Origin of the sequence: Micromonospora sp. CPCC 205739 (genome assembly GCF_036906795.1) — a bacterium.
In the GTDB taxonomy this organism is placed as follows: Bacteria; Actinomycetota; Actinomycetes; order Mycobacteriales; family Micromonosporaceae; genus Micromonospora.
Genome location: NZ_JBAKHS010000026.1, coordinates 1 through 17,443, shown reverse-complemented (window position 1 = coordinate 17,443; position 17,443 = coordinate 1). Strand labels below are relative to the sequence as shown.

The 17,443-nt window shown below is 73.9% G+C and carries 15 protein-coding genes and 1 pseudogene; 8 read left to right on the top strand and 8 right to left on the bottom strand.

All coding sequences use genetic code 11. From position 1 onward, the window contains the following. Positions 1–48 precede the first annotated feature (48 nt). The 5 genes from fabI to V6U88_RS26695 form a co-directional block, all read right to left on the bottom strand. On the bottom strand, positions 49–816 hold the full coding sequence (gene fabI, locus V6U88_RS26715; RefSeq protein WP_334457144.1) for an enoyl-ACP reductase FabI: 768 nt from the start codon (positions 814–816) through the stop codon (positions 49–51). A 23-nt stretch (positions 817–839) separates the two neighbouring features. Further along, entirely contained in the window at positions 840–1,544 is a 705-nt protein-coding gene (locus V6U88_RS26710) for a beta-ketoacyl-ACP reductase (RefSeq protein ID WP_334457142.1), read from the bottom strand. A 662-nt stretch (positions 1,545–2,206) separates the two neighbouring features. Then, positions 2,207–3,157, bottom strand: coding sequence for a VWA domain-containing protein (locus V6U88_RS26705; RefSeq protein WP_334457140.1), 951 nt, complete (start codon positions 3,155–3,157; stop codon positions 2,207–2,209). Continuing rightward, the gene (locus tag V6U88_RS26700) at positions 3,154–4,158 is read right to left on the bottom strand and encodes a DUF58 domain-containing protein (RefSeq protein ID WP_334457138.1); all 1,005 of its coding nucleotides are present in this window, start codon (positions 4,156–4,158) and stop codon (positions 3,154–3,156) included. The genes V6U88_RS26705 and V6U88_RS26700 overlap by 4 nt, the downstream gene beginning before the upstream one ends. Next, positions 4,137–5,243: an AAA family ATPase gene (locus tag V6U88_RS26695; RefSeq protein WP_334457136.1), complete on the bottom strand. Its 1,107-nt coding sequence runs from the start codon at positions 5,241–5,243 to the stop codon at positions 4,137–4,139. Before V6U88_RS26695 ends, V6U88_RS26700 begins: the two co-directional genes overlap by 22 nt. Positions 5,244–5,482: 239 nt before the next feature. On the opposite strand from V6U88_RS26695, the gene V6U88_RS26690 reads away from it, so the two are divergent. The 3 genes from V6U88_RS26690 to V6U88_RS26680 all read left to right on the top strand — a co-directional run bounded on the left by V6U88_RS26690 (position 5,483) and on the right by V6U88_RS26680 (position 7,951). After that, positions 5,483–5,713, top strand: coding sequence for a hypothetical protein (locus V6U88_RS26690; RefSeq protein ID WP_334457134.1), 231 nt, complete (start codon positions 5,483–5,485; stop codon positions 5,711–5,713). Between the two features lie 22 nt (positions 5,714–5,735). Then, entirely contained in the window at positions 5,736–6,254 is a 519-nt protein-coding gene (locus V6U88_RS26685) for a PH domain-containing protein (RefSeq protein ID WP_334457132.1), read from the top strand. 377 nt (positions 6,255–6,631) lie between these two features. Continuing rightward, positions 6,632–7,951, top strand: a complete 1,320-nt coding sequence (locus V6U88_RS26680) for a PH domain-containing protein (protein ID WP_334457130.1) — start codon at positions 6,632–6,634, stop codon at positions 7,949–7,951. A 4-nt stretch (positions 7,952–7,955) separates the two neighbouring features. On the opposite strand, the gene V6U88_RS26675 is transcribed toward V6U88_RS26680, so the two are convergent. Beyond that, positions 7,956–9,035 carry a phosphatase PAP2 family protein gene (locus tag V6U88_RS26675; RefSeq protein WP_334457128.1) on the bottom strand — a complete coding sequence of 360 codons (1,080 nt, stop codon included), beginning with the start codon at positions 9,033–9,035 and terminating at the stop codon, positions 7,956–7,958. A gap of 171 nt (positions 9,036–9,206) precedes the next feature. Here V6U88_RS26675 and V6U88_RS26670 point away from each other — a divergent pair, with 171 nt between their 5' ends. Both V6U88_RS26670 and V6U88_RS26665 read left to right on the top strand, forming a co-directional pair. After that, positions 9,207–9,611: a thioesterase family protein gene (locus V6U88_RS26670; RefSeq protein WP_334457126.1), complete on the top strand. Its 405-nt coding sequence runs from the start codon at positions 9,207–9,209 to the stop codon at positions 9,609–9,611. Then, positions 9,608–10,438 (top strand): MBL fold metallo-hydrolase, encoded by an 831-nt coding sequence (locus V6U88_RS26665; RefSeq protein WP_334457124.1) that lies wholly within the window; start codon positions 9,608–9,610, stop codon positions 10,436–10,438. The genes V6U88_RS26670 and V6U88_RS26665 overlap by 4 nt, the downstream gene beginning before the upstream one ends. Positions 10,439–10,575: 137 nt before the next feature. On the opposite strand, the gene V6U88_RS26660 is transcribed toward V6U88_RS26665, so the two are convergent. Next, on the bottom strand, positions 10,576–11,508 hold the full coding sequence (locus V6U88_RS26660; protein ID WP_334457122.1) for a PfkB family carbohydrate kinase: 933 nt from the start codon (positions 11,506–11,508) through the stop codon (positions 10,576–10,578). 338 nt (positions 11,509–11,846) lie between these two features. Between V6U88_RS26660 and V6U88_RS26655 the strand changes: the two genes are divergently transcribed. Then, positions 11,847–12,965 (top strand): lytic polysaccharide monooxygenase auxiliary activity family 9 protein, encoded by a 1,119-nt coding sequence (locus V6U88_RS26655; RefSeq protein WP_334457121.1) that lies wholly within the window; start codon positions 11,847–11,849, stop codon positions 12,963–12,965. Positions 12,966–13,085: 120 nt separating this feature from the next. On the opposite strand, the gene asnB is transcribed toward V6U88_RS26655, so the two are convergent. Next, on the bottom strand, positions 13,086–15,047 hold the full coding sequence (gene asnB / locus V6U88_RS26650; protein ID WP_334457118.1) for an asparagine synthase (glutamine-hydrolyzing): 1,962 nt from the start codon (positions 15,045–15,047) through the stop codon (positions 13,086–13,088). A gap of 211 nt (positions 15,048–15,258) precedes the next feature. On the opposite strand from asnB, the gene V6U88_RS26645 reads away from it, so the two are divergent. Next, positions 15,259–16,740 carry an aminopeptidase P family protein gene (locus V6U88_RS26645; RefSeq protein ID WP_334457116.1) on the top strand — a complete coding sequence of 494 codons (1,482 nt, stop codon included), beginning with the start codon at positions 15,259–15,261 and terminating at the stop codon, positions 16,738–16,740. Positions 16,741–17,032: 292 nt separating this feature from the next. Next, positions 17,033–17,443: pseudogene (locus V6U88_RS26640) on the top strand (hypothetical protein); the annotation flags it as partial.

The following is a 17,443-nucleotide window of genomic DNA, read 5'->3' as shown; positions in this document are numbered from 1 at the left end:
CGTGACGGCCCGGCGAGCACCCCGGGAGCACCCGGTTGCGCCGGTGGCTCAGGCCCCGATCGCGTGGTAGCCGCCGTCCACGTGGACGATCTCGCCGGTGGTGGCCGGGAACCAGTCCGACAGCAGCGCCAGGCAGGCCCGGGCGGCCGGCTCCTGGTCGGTGAGGCTCCAGCCGAGCGGGGCGCGCTCGGTCCAGGCGTCCTCGAACTGGTCGAAGCCGGGGATGGACTTGGCCGCGATGGTGCGCAGCGGGCCGGCGGCGACCAGGTTGCTGCGGATGCCCTGCTTGCCCAGGTGCAGCGCGAGGTAGCGGGAGGCGGACTCCAGGCCGGCCTTGGCCACGCCCATCCAGTCGTAGACCGGCCACGCCTTGGTGGCGTCGAAGGTGAGCCCGACCACCGCGCCGCCGGCCGACATCAGCGGCAGCGCCGCCATGGCCAGCGACTTGTACGAGTACGTGGAGACCTGCAACGCGGTGGCCACGTCCTCCCACGGGGCGTCGAGGAAACCGCCGCCGAGGCAGCTCTGCGGGGCGAAACCGATCGAGTGCACCACCCCGTCCAGGCCGTCGACGTGCTCGCGTACCCGGTCGGCCAGGCCGGCCAGGTGCTCCGGGTTCGTCACGTCCAGCTCGATGACCGGGGCCGGCTCGGGGAGCCGCTTGGCGATCCGCTCGACCAGGGAGAGCCGGCCGTAGCCGGTGAGCACGACCTGCGCGCCGTTCTCCTGGGCGAGCTTCGCCACCGAGAAGGCGATCGAGGCGTCGGTGATGACGCCGGTGACCAGCAGCCGCTTACCGGCGAGCAGTCCGGACATTGCAGTTTCCTCCATCGTCGTGCTCAGTGGCCCATGCCGAGGCCGCCGTCGACCGGGATGACGGCGCCGGAGATGTAGCCGGCCGCGTCCGAGGCCAGCCAGGTGACCACGCCGGCGACCTCGTCCGGCTCGGCGAACCGGCCGGCCGGGATGGCCTTGCGGTACTCGGCGCGGCGCTCGTCGGGCAGCTTGGCGGTCATGTCGGTGTCGATGAAGCCGGGGGCGACCACGTTGGCGGTGATGTTGCGGCTGCCCAGCTCGCGGGTGATCGAGCGGGCCACGCCCACCAGGCCGGCCTTGCTGGCGGCGTAGTTGACCTGGCCGACGCCGCCGTAGAGGCCGACCACCGAGGAGATGAAGATCATCCGGCCCCACTTCGCCCGGAGCATCTTGGTCGAGGCCCGCTTGGCGCAGCGGAAGGTGCCGGTGAGGTTGGTGTCCAGCACGCCGGTGAACTGCTCCTCGGACATCCGCATCAGCAGCGTGTCGTCGGTGATGCCGGCGTTGGCCACCAGCACCTCGACCGGACCCAGCTCGGCCTCGACGGCGGTGAAGGCCGCGTCCACCGAGGCCGCGTCGGTGACGTCGCACCGCACGCCGAAGAGCCCCTCGGGGGCGTCGCCGCTGCGGTGGGTCACCGCCACCCGGTCGCCCTGCTTGGCGAACGCCTGCGCGATGGCCAGGCCGATCCCCCGGTTGCCGCCGGTCACCAGCACGGTACGGGCCACGGGTCCTCCCTCTGCTCAGCTGATCTCTGCGTCGGTCGGAGCCTAGGCGTTACCGGCAGGTAAGCGCTAACGCCCGGACCGCCCGGGACCCCGCCCGAGGGGTCCGGACGCGCTGCACGGCCCCTGCTCGCCGACCCTTCGGCCGGGTCGGTCCGGACGCTCGGCCGGGTGCGCGCCGGCGGTGTCCCCGTTGTACGATGATCGGCGTTTGCGGGTCGGCGTCCGGCCCGCGTTCCGGGCCCCGCCGACCGCAGGAGGTGATCGCTGTGCGAGATAGCGATCCTCCCAGTCGTGGCCGGGCCCTCCGTCAGCCCCGCTGAGCCACGACTCAGTCGCTGAGCTGACCCAGCTCCCGCTCCCCGCACCGCCCGCTCCGGCCGCCGCCGGGGTGGCCGGCCCGCGTCGTCCCACCCTCGGGACGGCCCACGGTGGAGCCGCCCGGTCACGACTTCGTGTGCGCGTCCTGCTCAACCCCTGCGGTCCGCCCCCGCACGCGCGGACCGTCCAGCCGCCACCCGGAGCCGTCCATGAGCCGTTACGTCGCCCCGCTGGGCTTCACCCTCGCCGCCGTCTGGGTGGCCGTCGTCTTCGTCCTGGCCGGCGGCGGTCACTGACCACCGCCGGCCGTACGGCCCGTCCGCACCGCCCCGACCCGGAGCGCGTCAGAGCATCCGGGACGACCAGAGCAGGCTCAGCCCGCCGGCGCAGAGCGCCAGCAGCAGGGCCACGCCCGCGTACCACTGGGTGATCTCGCGCGGCTCGGTGCGGAACCCGATCGAGCTGCCCATGTCCTGGTAGACCTGCTTCAGCTCGGAGACCGAGGCCGCCTCGTAGAAGTAGCCCTCGGTGGTCTCGGCGAGCTGCGCCAGCGCCAGCCGGTCCACCGGTACCCGCTGCGGCTGGCCGTTGATGTCGACCTGCCCGGAGTCGGTGCCGAAGGCGATGGTGGAGACGGGCACGTTCGCCGCCTGCGCCGCCGCCCCGGCCTCCTCCACCGACCGGCCCGAGGTGCGGAAGCCGTCGGAGAGCAGCACGATCCGGGCCGGCGGGATGCCCGCCGCGCCGTCGGCCGGGACCGAGCGGATCGCCTCCAGGCAGGTGAAGACCGCCTCGCCGGTGGCGGTCGCCTCGGCCAGGGTCAGCCCGTCGATCGCCGCCGTCACCGCCTCCCGGTCCTTGGTCGGGGCGACCAGCACGTTCGCCGACTTGGCGAAGGAGACCAGCCCCAGGTTGTAGCTTTCCGGCAGCTCCCCGACGAACTGCTTCGCCGCCTCCTGCGCGGCCTCCAGCCGGTTCGGCGCCACGTCGTCGGCCTGCATGGACAGCGACACGTCGATGGCGAGCATCACGGTGGCCCGTTCCAGGGGCTCCCGGGTGTCCACCGCCGGGCGGGCCATCCCCGCCGCCAGCGCCACCAGGGCGAGCAGGAAGGCGGTGGCCGCGGCGTGCCGCCGCCAGCCCAGCCCCTTGGGCGCCAGGGTCCGCAGCAGGTCCACGTTGGTGAACCGCATCGCGTACGCCCGGCGGTGGCGCTGCCGCCACACGTAGAGCGCGGCGAGGCCGAGCACCGGCAGCAGGGCCAGCAGCCACCACGGTTGCAGAAAACGGATCATCGCGTCGTCCCCCGGGTGCGCGCGTGCCGCTGCGCGGCCACGAATCGCACCATGTCCAGCAGCCAGTCTCGGTCGGTACGCAGGCGCAGGTGCCCGGCGCCGGCGGCGCGCAGCTCGGTGGCGATCGCCTCGCGCTGGGCGGCCGCCGCCTCGGCGTACCGCCGGCGCAGCCGGGGATCGGCGGTCTGCACCTCGTGCAGCTCCCCGGTCTCCGGGTCGACCACCGGCAGCACCCCCACGTCGGGCAGCTCCAACTCGCGCGGGTCGACCACCTCGATCGCCAGCACGTCGTGCCGGACCCGCAGCTTACGCAGCGGCCGGCCCCACTGCTGCGGCGGCGCGAGGAAGTCCGAGACCACCACCGCCAGGCCCCGCCGGCGCGGCGGGCGGTTGAGCAGGTCGACCAGCGCGCCCAGGTCGCTGCGCCCGGGCCGGACCGGGGTGTGCGCGACCGCCCGCAGCAACGCCTGCGCCTCCCGGCGACCGGAGCGGGCCGGCACCCGGGTCAGCACGCCCGGCCCGGTGGGCGGCGGCGGGGCGCTGCGCCAGCGGCCGGTGGGCGCCACGGGCTCCGCGCCGGTGCCGATCACCGCGCCGATCCGGTTGCCGCCGCGCACGGTCAGGTGGGTCAGCGCCGCCGTCGCGGCGACCACCACGTCCCGCTTGAGCCAGCGTCCGGTGCCGAAGTCGAGGCTCGCCGACAGGTCCACCGCCAGCCAGGTCTCCAGCTCCCGGTCGGCCACCGTCCGCCGCACGTGCGGCATGGTGGTCCGGGCGGTGACCGGCCAGTCCATCCGGCGTACGTCGTCGCCGGGCCGGTACTCCCGCGACTCCCCCGCCTCGCTGCCCGGCCCGGGCAGCAGCCCGGCGTAGTCGCCCTGGAGCAGGCCGTCGAGCTTGCGGGTGACCAGCAGCTGCAACCGGGACAGCACCGCCTCGGTCCGCTCGCCGCCGGCGTCGGCCGGGCGCACGGGTGAGGTCACGGCCGCTGCCCGGGCCAACCGGCGCCGGGCGGGGCGCTCACCGGCGCGGGAGTCGCCTGCTGACGGGGTGCCACCGACGGCAGCGGGATCGTCGACATGACCCGGTGCACCACGTGGTCGGCGGGCACGTCGTCGGCGAGCGCGTCGTAGCTGAGCACCAGCCGGTGCCGCAGGATGTCCGGCGCGATGTCCTGCACGTCCTGGGGCAGCGCGTAGTCGCGGCCCCGCAGCAGGGCCAGCGCCCGGGTGGCCCGGACCAGGCCGAGCGAGGCGCGCGGGCTGGCCCCGTACTGGATGAGCCGGGCGACGTCGGGCATGCCGTGCTCGGCCGGGGTACGGGTGGCCAGCACCAGCCGGACCGCGTAGTCGACCAGCGCGTTGTGCACGAAGACCTGGTCGGCACGGTGCTGCAACGCGATCAGGTCGTCGCTGGTGAAGACCTGCGCCGGCTCCGGCGGGGCGACGCCCATCCGGTAGACGATCTCGCGTTCCTCGGCGTCGGTCGGGTAGCCCACCACGATCTTCATCAGGAACCGGTCCCGCTGCGCCTCCGGCAGCGGGTAGACGCCCTCCTGCTCGATCGGGTTCTGGGTGGCCATCACCAGGAACGGGTTCGGCACCCGGTGCGTCTCGCCGCCGATGGAGACCTGCCGCTCGCTCATCACCTCCAGCAGCGCGGACTGCACCTTCGCCGGCGCCCGGTTGATCTCGTCGGCGAGCAGGAAGTTCACGAAGACCGGGCCCAGCTCCACGTCGAACTTCTCGCTGGACTGCCGGTAGATCCGGGTGCCCATGATGTCGGCGGGGACCAGGTCCGGGGTGAACTGCACCCGGGCGAAGTCCCCACCGACCACCTTGGCCAGGGTCTCCACCGCCAGCGTCTTGGCGACCCCGGGTACGCCCTCCAGCAGGCAGTGCCCCCGGGCGAGGAGCGCGACGAACATCCGCTCCACCATCCGGTCCTGGCCGACGATGACCCGTTTGATCTCGAACAGCGCCCGTTCCAGCAGGGTGGCGTCCTGCGCCGGCGTGCTCACCGGCACGGGTGTCTCGGGGGCCGTCCCGTTCGGGGTCGGGGCGTCGGGCGTGGTCGGCTGGGCCACCGGTCCTCCACAGCATGATCGATCGTCGCGGCGTGGTGCGGTATCAAGACTCGCATGCCGGGCTGAGAGCCGACGGAGGGAGAAGCCGATTTCCACCGCGGCGTCCCGTTCGCCGAATCGCTGAACGAGGGTGGACACACCGGGGTCCGGCGCGTGTACGATTCACCCCGTCGCCGGGCGGCTCCCCCCGTGGTCGCCCGGCGCTCAAACTTCCGGCACCCCGCCCTAGACTGGCCCGGGTGACCGATCCCAGCACCGCCGACGAGGCCCCGATCTGCTCGGCCCGCGGCTGCCGCGCTCCCGCCGAGTGGGCGCTGCGCTGGAACAATCCCCGCCTGCACGACGCCGAACGGCGCAAGACGTGGCTGGCCTGCCCGCAGCACCGGACGTCACTCGGCGACTTCCTCGACGCGCGCGGCTTCCTACGCGAGGTCGCAGCGCTGCCGGGATCGCATACGCTCGAACGGTGAGCGCGCAGAGCGGACCTTTCCGGTGAACGGCACCGAGCCACCCCAGCCGCCGGTCAGCGCCCTGGAACCCTGGCCGGACACCGTCCGGTGGCAGCCGATCTCCCATGACCTGATCAAGGTGGAGCTGCTCCGGCTCGCGATGGGGCTGACCGTCGTGCTGGCCGCGCTGGGGCTGGGCTGGGCGCTCAGCGGTCACTGGGGCTTCGGCGTCGGGTTCGCGGTGGTGCTGCTGCTCGGCGCCTGGCGGGCGGTGGCGATCGTCCGGGCCGTTCACGCCTGGGGCTACGCCGAGCGCGAGAACGACCTGCTGGTCCGGCACGGGCTGCTGGTCCGTCGGCTCTCCATCGTCCCGTACTCGCGGATGCAGTTCGTCGACGTCAGCGCCGGGCCGCTGGAACGGGCCTTCCGGCTGGCCACCGTGCAGCTGCACACCGCCGCCGCGGCCAGCGACGCCCGGGTGCCCGGCCTGCGGCCGGAGGAGGCGTCCCGGCTGCGCGACCGGCTCACCGCGCTGGGCGAAGACCGCGCGGAGGGGCTGTGAACGACGGGCCGCGCGGCCCGGAGCCGGCCCGGCCCGACGCCGGGCCCGCGCCGGTCCCACCGGAGCCGTCCGCCCCGGCCGCCCCACCCGGCCTCGGCCCGGTCTCCGGCCCACCCGGCTACGGCGCGGTTTCCGGCCCACCCGGATACGGCCCGGTCTCCGGCCCACCGGCGCACCACCCGACATCCGGCCCACCGGCCTACGGTCCTGCGTCCGGCCCACCGCTCCACGGCCCTGCGTCCGGCCTACCGGGACACGGTCCGACACCCGGCCCACCTGGGCACGGTCCGACACCCGGCCCAGCCGGACATGGACCGCCGCCCGGGGACCATGTCCCCGGGTCCGCCTATCCTCCGACGCCCGGCACACCCGGCCCCGTGCCCGGCCCGGTCGAGGAGGAGCCGCGGCAGCGGCTGCACCCGCTGAGCCCGGTGCTGCACGGCGCGAAGTCACTGGTCGTGGTGATCGCGGGCCTGTCCTGGTCCACCCTGTCCCGGGTGGGCTTCGGCGTGTTCGCCGCGCTGGTGGCGGTGCTGGCGCTGGGCGCGACCGTGCTGGCGGTGGTCAGCTGGTGGAACACGGGCTACCACATCGTCGGGCGGGAACTGCGGGTGCACGAGGGGCTGCTCTGGCGGCGTACCCGGGCGATCCCGCTGGAGCGGTTGCAGGCAGTGGAGGTGGTCCGGCCGCTGCTCGCCCAGCTCACCGGCCTGGCCGAGCTGCGGCTGGAGGTGGTCGGCGGCGGCAAGACCGAGGCGCCGCTGGCGTACCTCGGGGTCGCCGACGCGGAGGCGCTGCGGCAGCGGCTGCTCGCCGTGGCGGGTCGGGCGCCCGGCCGCGAGGTCGCCCCGGCCGCCGAGCACCCCGGGGCGGCGCCGGAGCCGACCGGCCGGCCGCTGCACGCGGTACGCAACACCGACCTGCTGGTCAGCCAGCTACTCACCCCGCAGGCGTTCCTGCTCCCGTTCGGCCTGGTCTTCGTGGTGGCGCAGTTCCTCTCCGCGGGCTCGTGGTCGTTCATCGCGGTGGCCAGCACGCTGACCGCGATGGCCGGCGTGATCCTGCAACCCGTCCGCCGGGTGCTCGACGACTGGAGCTTCCGGCTCGACCGCGAGGACGACCGGCTGCGCGTGCGCAACGGCCTGCTGGAGACCCGGGTGCAGACCGTGCCACTGGACCGGGTGCAGACGATCGGGGTGACCTGGCCGCTGCTCTGGCGGCTGAAGGGCTGGCTGCGGCTGCGGCTGGAGGTGGCCGGCTACTCCGGTGGCGAGCCGGACGACCGGAACCGGCCGGACCGGCTGCTGCCCGTCGGCGACCTGCGCATCGCCGAGGAGATCGTCGCCGAGGTGCTGCCCGGGGTGCGGCTGACCACCCTGCCGTTGGCGCCCCCGCCGGCCCGGGCCCGCTGGCTGCGGCCGCTGGGCGTCCGGGTGCTCGGCGCCGGGCTGGGCGAACGGGTCTTCGCCGTCCGCTCCGGGCTGCTCACCCGGCAGCTGGCGATCGTGCCGTACGCCCGGATCCAGAGCGTGCGGGTGGTGCAGGGGCCGGCGCAGCGGCGGCTGGGGCTGGCGACGGTGCACGCCGACACCGCGGGCGGGTCCGGTGCCGCGGCGCACGACCGCGACCTGGCCGAGGCGTGGGCACTCGCCGCGGAGCTGACCGCCCGGGCGCACGCCGCGCAGCGCGTCCGCTGACGGCTCAGCGGACGGCCGGCTGCTCCGTCGGCTCCCCGACCGGGGCATTGGCGCCCGGCCCAGCGGCGGCCGGGATGGCGGCCACCGGCGGAGCGGCGGGCACGCCGACGGCGGCGTCGGCCGGGACCGGCCGGCGGGCCTGGCGGGCCGCCCACCAGCGCTCGGCGAGCCCGACCACCAGGAAGGTCATCCCCACGTACGCCCAGCCGACCAGCACGTCGATGACGTAGTGCTCGCCGCAGTAGACCAGGGTGAAGGTCATCGCCAGCGGGTACGCCAGCAGCAGCGGCCACCACCGCTTGCGGGTGGCCCGGAGGAAGAAAAGCACGACGAACAGGGCGAACGCGGTGTGCAGCGAGGGCATCGCGGCGACCGGGTTGCTGGCGATCTGCCCGGCGTTGAGCAGGTTGCCGGCGCCGTGCATGCCGAACGCCTTCCAGCCCCGGGTGGAGATCCGTGCCACCTCGGTGAGCAGGCCGTTCTGCGCCGCCCACCACGGCGGGGCGGCCGGGTAGAGGAAGTAGGTGACCAGCCCGGAGGCGCAGAGGAACCCCCAGCGCCGCATGAACGCCGCCCACCGGCCCCGGTCGCGCAGCCAGAGCACCGCGGCGGCGGCCAGCGCCACCACGAAGTGGGAGAAGTAGACCCAGCTCGCCAGGACGTCCCACCAGTGCACGTCGGGCCGGTACAGGTGCTCCTGGAGCCAGACCGTGGGCACCTCGCCGCCGGTGGCCCAGCCGAACATCACCCGGTCGGCGACGATCAGCTCGTAGGCGTGCGGCGTCGCGCCGTTGTCGGCGAACCCCCGGGAGAGGTTGTACGCGGCCAGCAGCAGCACCACCGGCACCCAGTCGCGGGCGAAGCGCAGGTGGCTGCGCCACGGGCGGGACGAGTTCCACGCGATCGTCCCCGCCCAGATCCAGACGAACGCGTACGCCGGATCGGTCGGCAGGCCGATGGCGAGCCAGGCGGCGACGAAGGCGACGCCCCAGATCGCCATCGCGATCACGCGGCGACGCCCGCCGTCGGCGGACGCGGTCGGTCCGGTGGGGGCGGGGGGCTGGGGGTCAGTCACGACGGCCATCGCGGTCAAGGTTAACGGCGGCCGACACGCCCGCCGACGCCGACCACCGGGCGGCGACCGCCCCCGCCCCGGCCCGGCCACCGCCGGCCGCCGGGCCGGACTCCCGGCGGCCGGTGGTCCGGTTCACCGGCGGCGTCGCCCAGGCAGCCGCCGAACACCTACGCTGAGCGCATGCAGGAGCAGCCGGACACCCCCTTCCCGACCGGGCTGACCGCCCGGGTGGAGCTGACCGTCACCGACGCCGACACCGCGCAGGCGGTGGGCTCCGGCGACGTGCCGGTGCTCGGCACGCCCCGGTTGCTCGCGCTCGCCGAGGCCGCCACCGTCGCGGCCACCGCCACCCACCTGCCGGCCGGCTCGACGACCGTGGGCAGCCGGGTCGAGCTGGAACACCGGGCGGCGACGCCGGTCGGGCGGACGGTCGTGGCGCACGCCCGGCTGGCCGAGGTCGCCGGGCGGCGGCTGGTGTTCGAGGTCACAGTCACCGACGGCGCCGAGACGGTGGCCGAGGGCCGGGTCGAGCGGGCGCTGGTGGACCGGCAGCGCTTCGTGGCGCGCGCGGCGCGGGTGTCGTGACCGTGCGGTTCGTGGAGATCGCCGACCGGGTCCACGTGCTGCGCGAGCCGGTGCTCGACGTCAACGTCACCCTGGTCGTCGGCGACGGCGAGGCGTTGCTGGTGGACAGCCTCTCCACCGCCGGGCAGGCCGCCGAGCTGGCCGCGGCGGCCCGCGCGGTCACCGGTCACCCGTGGACCCTGGTCAACACCCACCACCACTACGACCACTGCTTCGGCAACGCCACCCTCGCCGCCGACCCGCCCCGCCCGGTGTACGCGCACGAGCTGGCCGCCGCCGCGCTGCGCGAGCGGCCGGACGCGCTGCGCCGGGAGGCGTACGAGGAGTTGCGCGGCGAGCGGCCGGAGTTCGCCGCCGAGGTGGCCGGCACGGAGCTGCTGGCCCCGACGCACACCGTGCTCACCGAGGCCGTGCTCGACGTCGGGGGCCGGCGGGTGGTGCTGCGCCATCCGGGGCACGGGCACACCGACGCCGACCTGGTGGTGCACGTGCCCGACGCCGACGTGCTGGTCGCCGGGGACCTGGTGGAGCAGAGCGGCCCGCCCGCCTTCGAGGACTCGTACCCCCTGCAGTGGCCGGACGCGGTGGCCGAGCTGCTGCGGCTCACCACGCCCGCGACGGTGGTCGTGCCCGGCCACGGCGACCCGGTCGACGCCGAGTTCGTCCGGGCCCAGCACCGTCAGCTGGTGGACCTGGCCTGGCTGATCCGCGCGGCCCACACCGGCAGCGCCCCGCCCGAGCGGGTCGCGGCCGAGGCGCCCTTCGGCGCCCGCCCCGGCCTGATCGCGGCCCGCCGCGGCTACGCCGAACTCGACGGCACCCTCTGACGTTCGCCGGGCGCTGCCGGACGCCACCGCGCTGCCGACGGCGGCGGTGACCGCCGGCGGCCGCCGCGCTGTCGCTCGATGCGGTGCTCACCCGCTCCCGCTGAGGCGGCCTCCCGCGGCGGGGTGTCCGGTCCGGCTCAGTCGACGAAGCGGCGCAGCACCTCGGCGCGGGTGGGCATGGACACCGCCCCGCCGGGCGACTCGCAGACCAGTCCGGCGACCCGCAGCGCGAACGCCACCCGCTGGTGCCAGTCGGTCGGCTCGGCCGGCTCCCCGTCGACGAGCAGGTCGGCGATGAGCGCCGCCATCACCGAGTCGCCCGCGCCGGTGGCGTCGACCGCGCGCACCTTCGGCGCGGGCACGCGTACCGGGTCGGCGCCGGCGGCGACGATCGCGCCGGCCGCGCCGAGGGTGACCACGACGGTGCCCGCCCCCAGCTCACGCAGGTACGCGGCGACTCCCTCGACCGGCTCGCGCGGGTAGAGCAGCGCGGCGTCGGCCTCGCTCAGCTTGACCAGGTGCGCCCCGGCGGCGAACTCCGCGACCACCTCCCGCAGCCCGTCCAGCGTCGACGGACCGTTCAGCAGCCGGGGCCGCACGTTGGGGTCGAACACCCGCAGGCCGGTGGCGAGCGACCAGGCGCGCCGCGCGGCGGCGAGCACCGGCGGGCAGAGCAGCACGATCGACCCGCAGTAGAGCACGTCGGCGCCCTCGATCAGGGCCAGGTCCAGATTGTCGGCGGCGAGCAGGCCGTACGAGGGCGGCTCGCCGTAGAAGCGGAAGTCGGGCTCGGCCCCGGCGTGCGTGGTGACCGCGAGGGTGGTGGGCACCCCGACGGCGACCGCGCCGGCCAGCCCGACGCCGGCGTCGGCGAGGAAGGCGCGGATCCGGCCGGCCAGCACGTCGTCGCCGAACGACCCGACGAACTCGGCCGCGCCGCCGAGCCGGGACACCCCGACGGCGACGTTGAGCGGGCCACCGCCGATCTCCTGCCGGAAGACCGGCCGGCCCTCGCACTCGGCGTCGAGCAGGTCGACCAGCGCCTCACCGAGTACCACCGCGTATCCCACGTCGCCTCCCAAGCGTCCGTCGCTTCGTACCAGGCTGGCACAGCGCCCGCCACGGCGCGGCGGAAGCCCCGTCTCCACGTATCGAGCAACGGCTATTGCGCCCGGTCGGCGGGGCGTGGTGGGATGACGCGTGCCGGGCCGGTGCGGGGGCTGCCGCACCACCGGCGACGAGCTGGAGCCGACGCGAGGGCACCGGTCCGCGGGACGCGGACCGTGGGCGGTGCGCGGCCATCCGGCCCTCCCGACTCCCGGGCCGCCGGCCGTGGCGCCGCGATCGTCGCATCCGCTCGACACAGCGGGGCCGGCCGTCGCGCCGCCCCGCGGGTCAGGAGAACCTCGTGATCCGTTCCCGTACGGCCGCCCTGCTCACCGCGGCCGCCACCCTCGCCCTGGGCGCCGTCGCCCTGACCTCCGCCGGAGACCCGGCCGCCGCGCACGGCGCCGCGATGGCCCCGGGCAGCCGGACCTACCTGTGCTGGAAGGACGGTCTCAGCCCGACCGGCGAGATCAGGCCGGTCAACCCGGCCTGCTCGGCCGCGGTCGCGCAGAGCGGCGCCAACTCCCTCTACAACTGGTTCAGCGTGCTCCGCTCGGATGCCGGCGGCCGGACCGTCGGCTTCATCCCCGACGGGAAGCTGTGCAGCGGCGGCAACCCCGGCTTCGCCGGGTACGACCTGGCCCGCACCGACTGGCCGGTGACCCACCTGACCGCCGGGGCACGGCTGGACTTCCGCTACAGCAACTGGGCCCACCACCCGGGCACGTTCTACTTCTACGTCACGAAGGACAGTTGGAGCCCGACCCGGCCGCTGGCCTGGAGCGACCTGGAGGAGCAGCCCTTCCTGACGGTGACCAACCCGCCGCAGCGCGGCGCGGTCGGCACCAACGACGGGCACTACTACTTCAGTGGCAACCTGCCCTCCGGCAAGAGCGGGCGGCACATCGTCTACTCCCGCTGGGTCCGCTCGGACAGCCAGGAGAACTTCTTCGGCTGCTCGGACGTGACCTTCGACGGGGGCAACGGCGAGGTGACCGGGATCGGTTCCGGCGGCGGCACCCCGCCGCCGAACCCCACCACCCCGCCGCCGAACCCGACGACTCCCCCGCCGTCGCCGACCACGCCGCCGCCGAGCCCGACCACGCCCCCGCCGGGCGGCGACTGCATGGCGGTGTACAAGGTGGTCAACTCCTGGCCGGGTGGCTTCCAGGGCGAGGTCATGATCATGAATCACAGCGCCCGGACGTACGGCGGCTGGGTGGCCGCCTGGACCTGGCCCAGCGGTCAGTCGCTCACCAGTCTCTGGAACGGCACGGTGAGCTCCACCGGATCGGCGGTGACGGTCGGCAACGCGGCCTGGAACGGCACGATCGCCCCGGAGGGCACCACCACGTTCGGCTTCACCGCCACCACCACCGGCACCAACACTCTCCCCACCGTCACCTGCTCCGGCCGCTGACGGCTCACGTCCCGACGGACCGCTGAAACGATCAAGAGGTTTGCGTCGGCCGGAGGCTTCTCCGGTGACGCAAACCTCTTGATCAACGGCGGTGGGCGCGCCGGGGTCGGCGCGGGGCCGTCAGCGGACCATGGAGCCGACCACGGGCTTGGTGAGCAGTGCGGACTGGTTGCGCTGGATGCCGGGGTCCAGGGTCTTGGCGACGAAGATGGCGTGCCAGATGCAGAAGATCAGCACGGTCCACACCTTGCGGGAGTGGTCGGCCTCCTCCCGCTTGTGCTCGTCCAGCAGCCGCATCGCGTACGACAGGTCGATCAGGTCGCCGGCGCCGGAGGTGGCCAGCACGTGCCGGGCCCACTCGTACATCTCGCCGCGCAGCCAGACCCGGGTCGGAGTCGGGAAACCCAGCTTCTTCCGGTTGACGATGGCCGGCGGCACCACGCCCTGCAACGCCTGGCGCATGGCGTACTTGGTGGCGTCGGAGCGCGGCGGCAGCTTCAGGTCGACCGGGATGCCGGCGGCCACGTCGAAGACCGCCCGGTCGAGGAAGGGCACCCGCACCTCCAGCGAGTGGGCCATCGAGATCCGGTCGGCCTTGACCAGGATGTCGCCGCGCAGCCAGGTGTAGAGGTCGACGTACTGCATCTTGGTGACGTCGTCGAGCTCGGTGCACTCGGCGTAGATCGGCGCGGTCACGTCGGTGTAGCGGACCGAGGGGTCGTAGCGGCGCAGCAGGTGCTGCTTCTCCTCCTCGGTGAACATCCGGGCGTTGCCGTAGTAGCGCTGCTCGATCGGGGTGGTGCCGCGCTCCAGGAAGCTCTTGCCCTTGACCCCCTGCGGGATCGCCTTGGAGACCGCGCGCAGGCCCTTCTGCACCCCGTCCGGCAGGCCGTTGACCGCGCCGAGCGAGAGCGGCTCCCGGTAGATCGTGTACCCGCCGAAGAACTCGTCGGCGCCCTCGCCGGAGAGGACCACCGTGACGTGCTCCGCGGCCTTCTTGGCGACGAAGTAGAGCGGCACCAGCGCGGGGTCGGCCACCGGGTCGTCCAGGTGCCAGACGATCTTCGGCAGGGCGTCGATCATGTCCTGCGGCCCGATCTTGGTCGGGATGGTGGTCACGTCGAGGTGCCGGGCCGACTCCTGCGCCACGTCGATCTCGGAGTACCCGGGCACGTCGTACCCGACGGTGAAGGTGAGGATGTTCGGGTTGAACTCCCGGGCCAGGGCCACCACCGCGGTCGAGTCGATGCCGCTGGACAGGAACGAGCCGACCGGCACGTCCGAACGCATGTGCATCCGGACGCTCTCCCGCAGCGTCTCCCGGATGTCGTGGTAGAGCCGCTGCTCGTCGGTGACCGGGGCGGGCCGGAACACCGGGCGGTACCACCGGCGCACGTCGATGCGCCCACCCGGGGTCCAGGTCAGGTACTCCCCCGAGCCGATCCGGCGGATCCCCTTGTGCAGGGTGCCGGGCTCCGGGACGTACTGCAGGGTCAGGTAGTGGCTCAGGTTGGCCGTGTCGATGCCGGCGTCGCCCTCGTAGTTCGAGCGCGCGAAGGGCAGCAGCGCCTTCTTCTCCGAGGCGAGGTAGAGCCCGTCGGCGGTCTCCAGGTAGTGCAGCGGCTTGATGCCGAAGTAGTCGCGGGCGCCGAAGGCCCGCCGCTCCTGCCGGTCCCAGATGACGAAGGCGAACATGCCGCGCAGCCGGGTGAGCACCTGCTCGCCCCAGTAGTGGTAGCCGGCGACGATCACCTCACCGTCACCGGCGGTGGCGAACTGGGCGCCGAAGTTGCGCACCAGCTCGTCGCGCAGCTCGATGTAGTTGTAGATCTCACCGTTGAAGGTGAGCAGGTAGCGGCCGTCGGCGTACGGCAGCGGTTCGTGGCTGGAGGCCACGTCGATGATCGCCAGGCGCTTGTGCGCGAACACCCCGTCCGCGTACCGGCCGGAGGCGTCCCCGACCACCTCGACCCCGGTCTCGTCGGGGCCGCGGTGGTGCAGGCATTCCAACGCCCCGGCGATGTTGTCGCGGTGAGCGGCGGCGTCGCCGCGCGCACTGAAGAAGGCCAGGAGTCCGCACATGGTGGTCATCTTTCCACGCGCCCGAAGCGGCCGTCGCGCCACCGCCCACGGCCATTCCCCGCCGATGGAGGGATCGTCGTCGCCAGTCGATCTCGCCCGACGACGACGAGTACCGGATCGGCGGAGGCGGGCGGACCGGCGCACCGGCGGTTCCCGGGCGGACGGGGCGAGGCGGTACGGTCGGACCAGCAACGACGCGGAGGGAGCGAGCATGACCGAGGACCGGACGAGCGGACAGCCGGCGGACGGCACCGAATCGCACGACCCGGACTTCCCGCAGGCGTTCCTGGACTTCATGCGCCAGGGCTGGCGGGACAGCACCCTGCCGGTCGGTCCGCGCCCCGAGGTGCCCAACCACGCCAAGCGCCGGGCCGCGCTCTCGGCGGCCTTCCCGGGCGAGACGCTGGTCATCCCGACCGGCACCGAGAAGGTCCGCGCCAACGACACCGACCACCCGTTCCGGCCGGGCAGCGACTTCGTGTACCTGACCGGCGACCACGACCCGGACAGCGTGCTCGTGCTGCGCCCGAACGGCTCCGGGCACGACGCCACGCTGTACATGCGGCCCCGCTCCTCCCGCCAGACGGACGAGTTCTTCCGCAGCCGCCACGGTGAGCTGTGGGTGGGCCGGCGGCACACCCTGGCGGAGAAGTCCACCGAGCTGGGCCTGCCGACCGAGGACCTGACGGAGCTGGACGCGGCACTGGCCGGGCTGGCGCCGGGGCGTACCCGGGTGCTGCGCGGTTTCGACGCCCGGGTGGACGCGGCCGTGCGGCCCTGGGACGGCGCCCGCGCGGAGGGACAGCCGGCCCGCGACCGGGAGCTGGCGATTGCGATCTCCGAGCTGAAGCTGGTCAAGGACGAGTGGGAGATCGCCCAGCTCCAGGAGGCCGTGGACGCCACCGTACGCGGCTTCGAGGACGTGGCCCGGGCGCTGCCGGCCGACCGTGGGGTCTCCGAGCGGCTGCTGGAGGGGATCTTCGCGCTGCGTGCCCGGCACGACGGCAACGACGTCGGGTACGGCTCGATCGTCGGCGCCGGTGAGCACGCGACGATCCTGCACTGGGTGCACAACCACGGCGCCACCCGCCCGGGTGAGCTGCTGCTGATGGACATGGGTGTGGAGAACCGCAACCTCTACACCGCCGACGTCACCCGGGTGCTGCCGGTCGACGGCCGGTTCACCCCGTTGCAGCGGCAGGTCTACGACGCCGTGTACGCCGCCCAGCAGGCCGGCATCGACGTGATCAAGCCGGGTGTGGCGTTCAAGGAGGTGCACCAGACCTCGATGCGCGTGCTCGCCGAGGCGCTGAAGGACCTCGGCCTGCTGCCGGTGAGCGTGGACGAGGCGATGGACCCGGCCTCGACGGTCTACCGCCGGTGGACGCTGCACGGCACCAGCCACATGCTCGGCATCGACGTGCACGACTGCGCCAACGCCCGCAAGGAGCACTACCGCGACGGCGCGCTCGGCGAGGGCTACGTGCTAACCGTCGAGCCGGGGCTGTACTTCCAGCCGGAGGACGAGCTGGTCCCCGAGGAGCTGCGCGGCATCGGCGTGCGGATCGAGGACGACATCCTGGTCACCGCGACCGGCTCGGTGAACCTCTCGGCCGGCCTGCCCCGCCGCTCTGACGAGGTGGAGACCTGGCTGGCCGAGCAGCGGGAGGCAGGGCCCCGCCTACCCGGCTGATACCGGTACGACCCCGGCGGGCCCCGCCGTCGGTGTCCGCGACGTTTTCGTCGTCGCGGCACCGATGGCGGGGCCCGCCGCCGTTTGCGCTGGTCACGGCCTTCTTCACGTCATGCTACCCGCTGCGCCTACCCGGCCAACATGAGAAGAATGCGGGCTTTCTTCGGATACGTCCGCCTCGCGAGGATCATTCTCATACGGTGTGGACAACAGGCTGCAACCCGTTTGTAGCTGCTCGTGCCGCTCGGGCGGTACGAGTCCGTCTGGTAGCAGGAAAGGGCGGAAGGCTCTGATGTCCAACGACGTAACGACTCCCGACGGCGGGGCCCCCACGGCCGCGCTGTCGACTAAGCGACGCAAATTGTGGGTCGCCACCGGCGTGGCCGGCCTGACCGGCGTCGTCGGTCTGGCGGCACTGGGCGGCCTGGCTGCCCGTGACGACAAGGCCGACGACCCGCAGCGGGCCAGCGACTCGCAGGCGGCGCCGAAGCAGAACGTCAGCGATGCCGGCCCGGCCGCGGGCCGGGATTCCGGCAAGCGCGGCGAGGACAACGGCAAGGAACACGACGACTGGAGCGGTCGCGACCGGGGGGAGGACCGCAAGGACCGGGACCGGGATCGGGATCGGGATCGGGATCGGGATGAGCACGGGCGGGTGTGGAAGGTGCCGTGTGATGACGACAAGCTGATCGAGGCTGTCGAT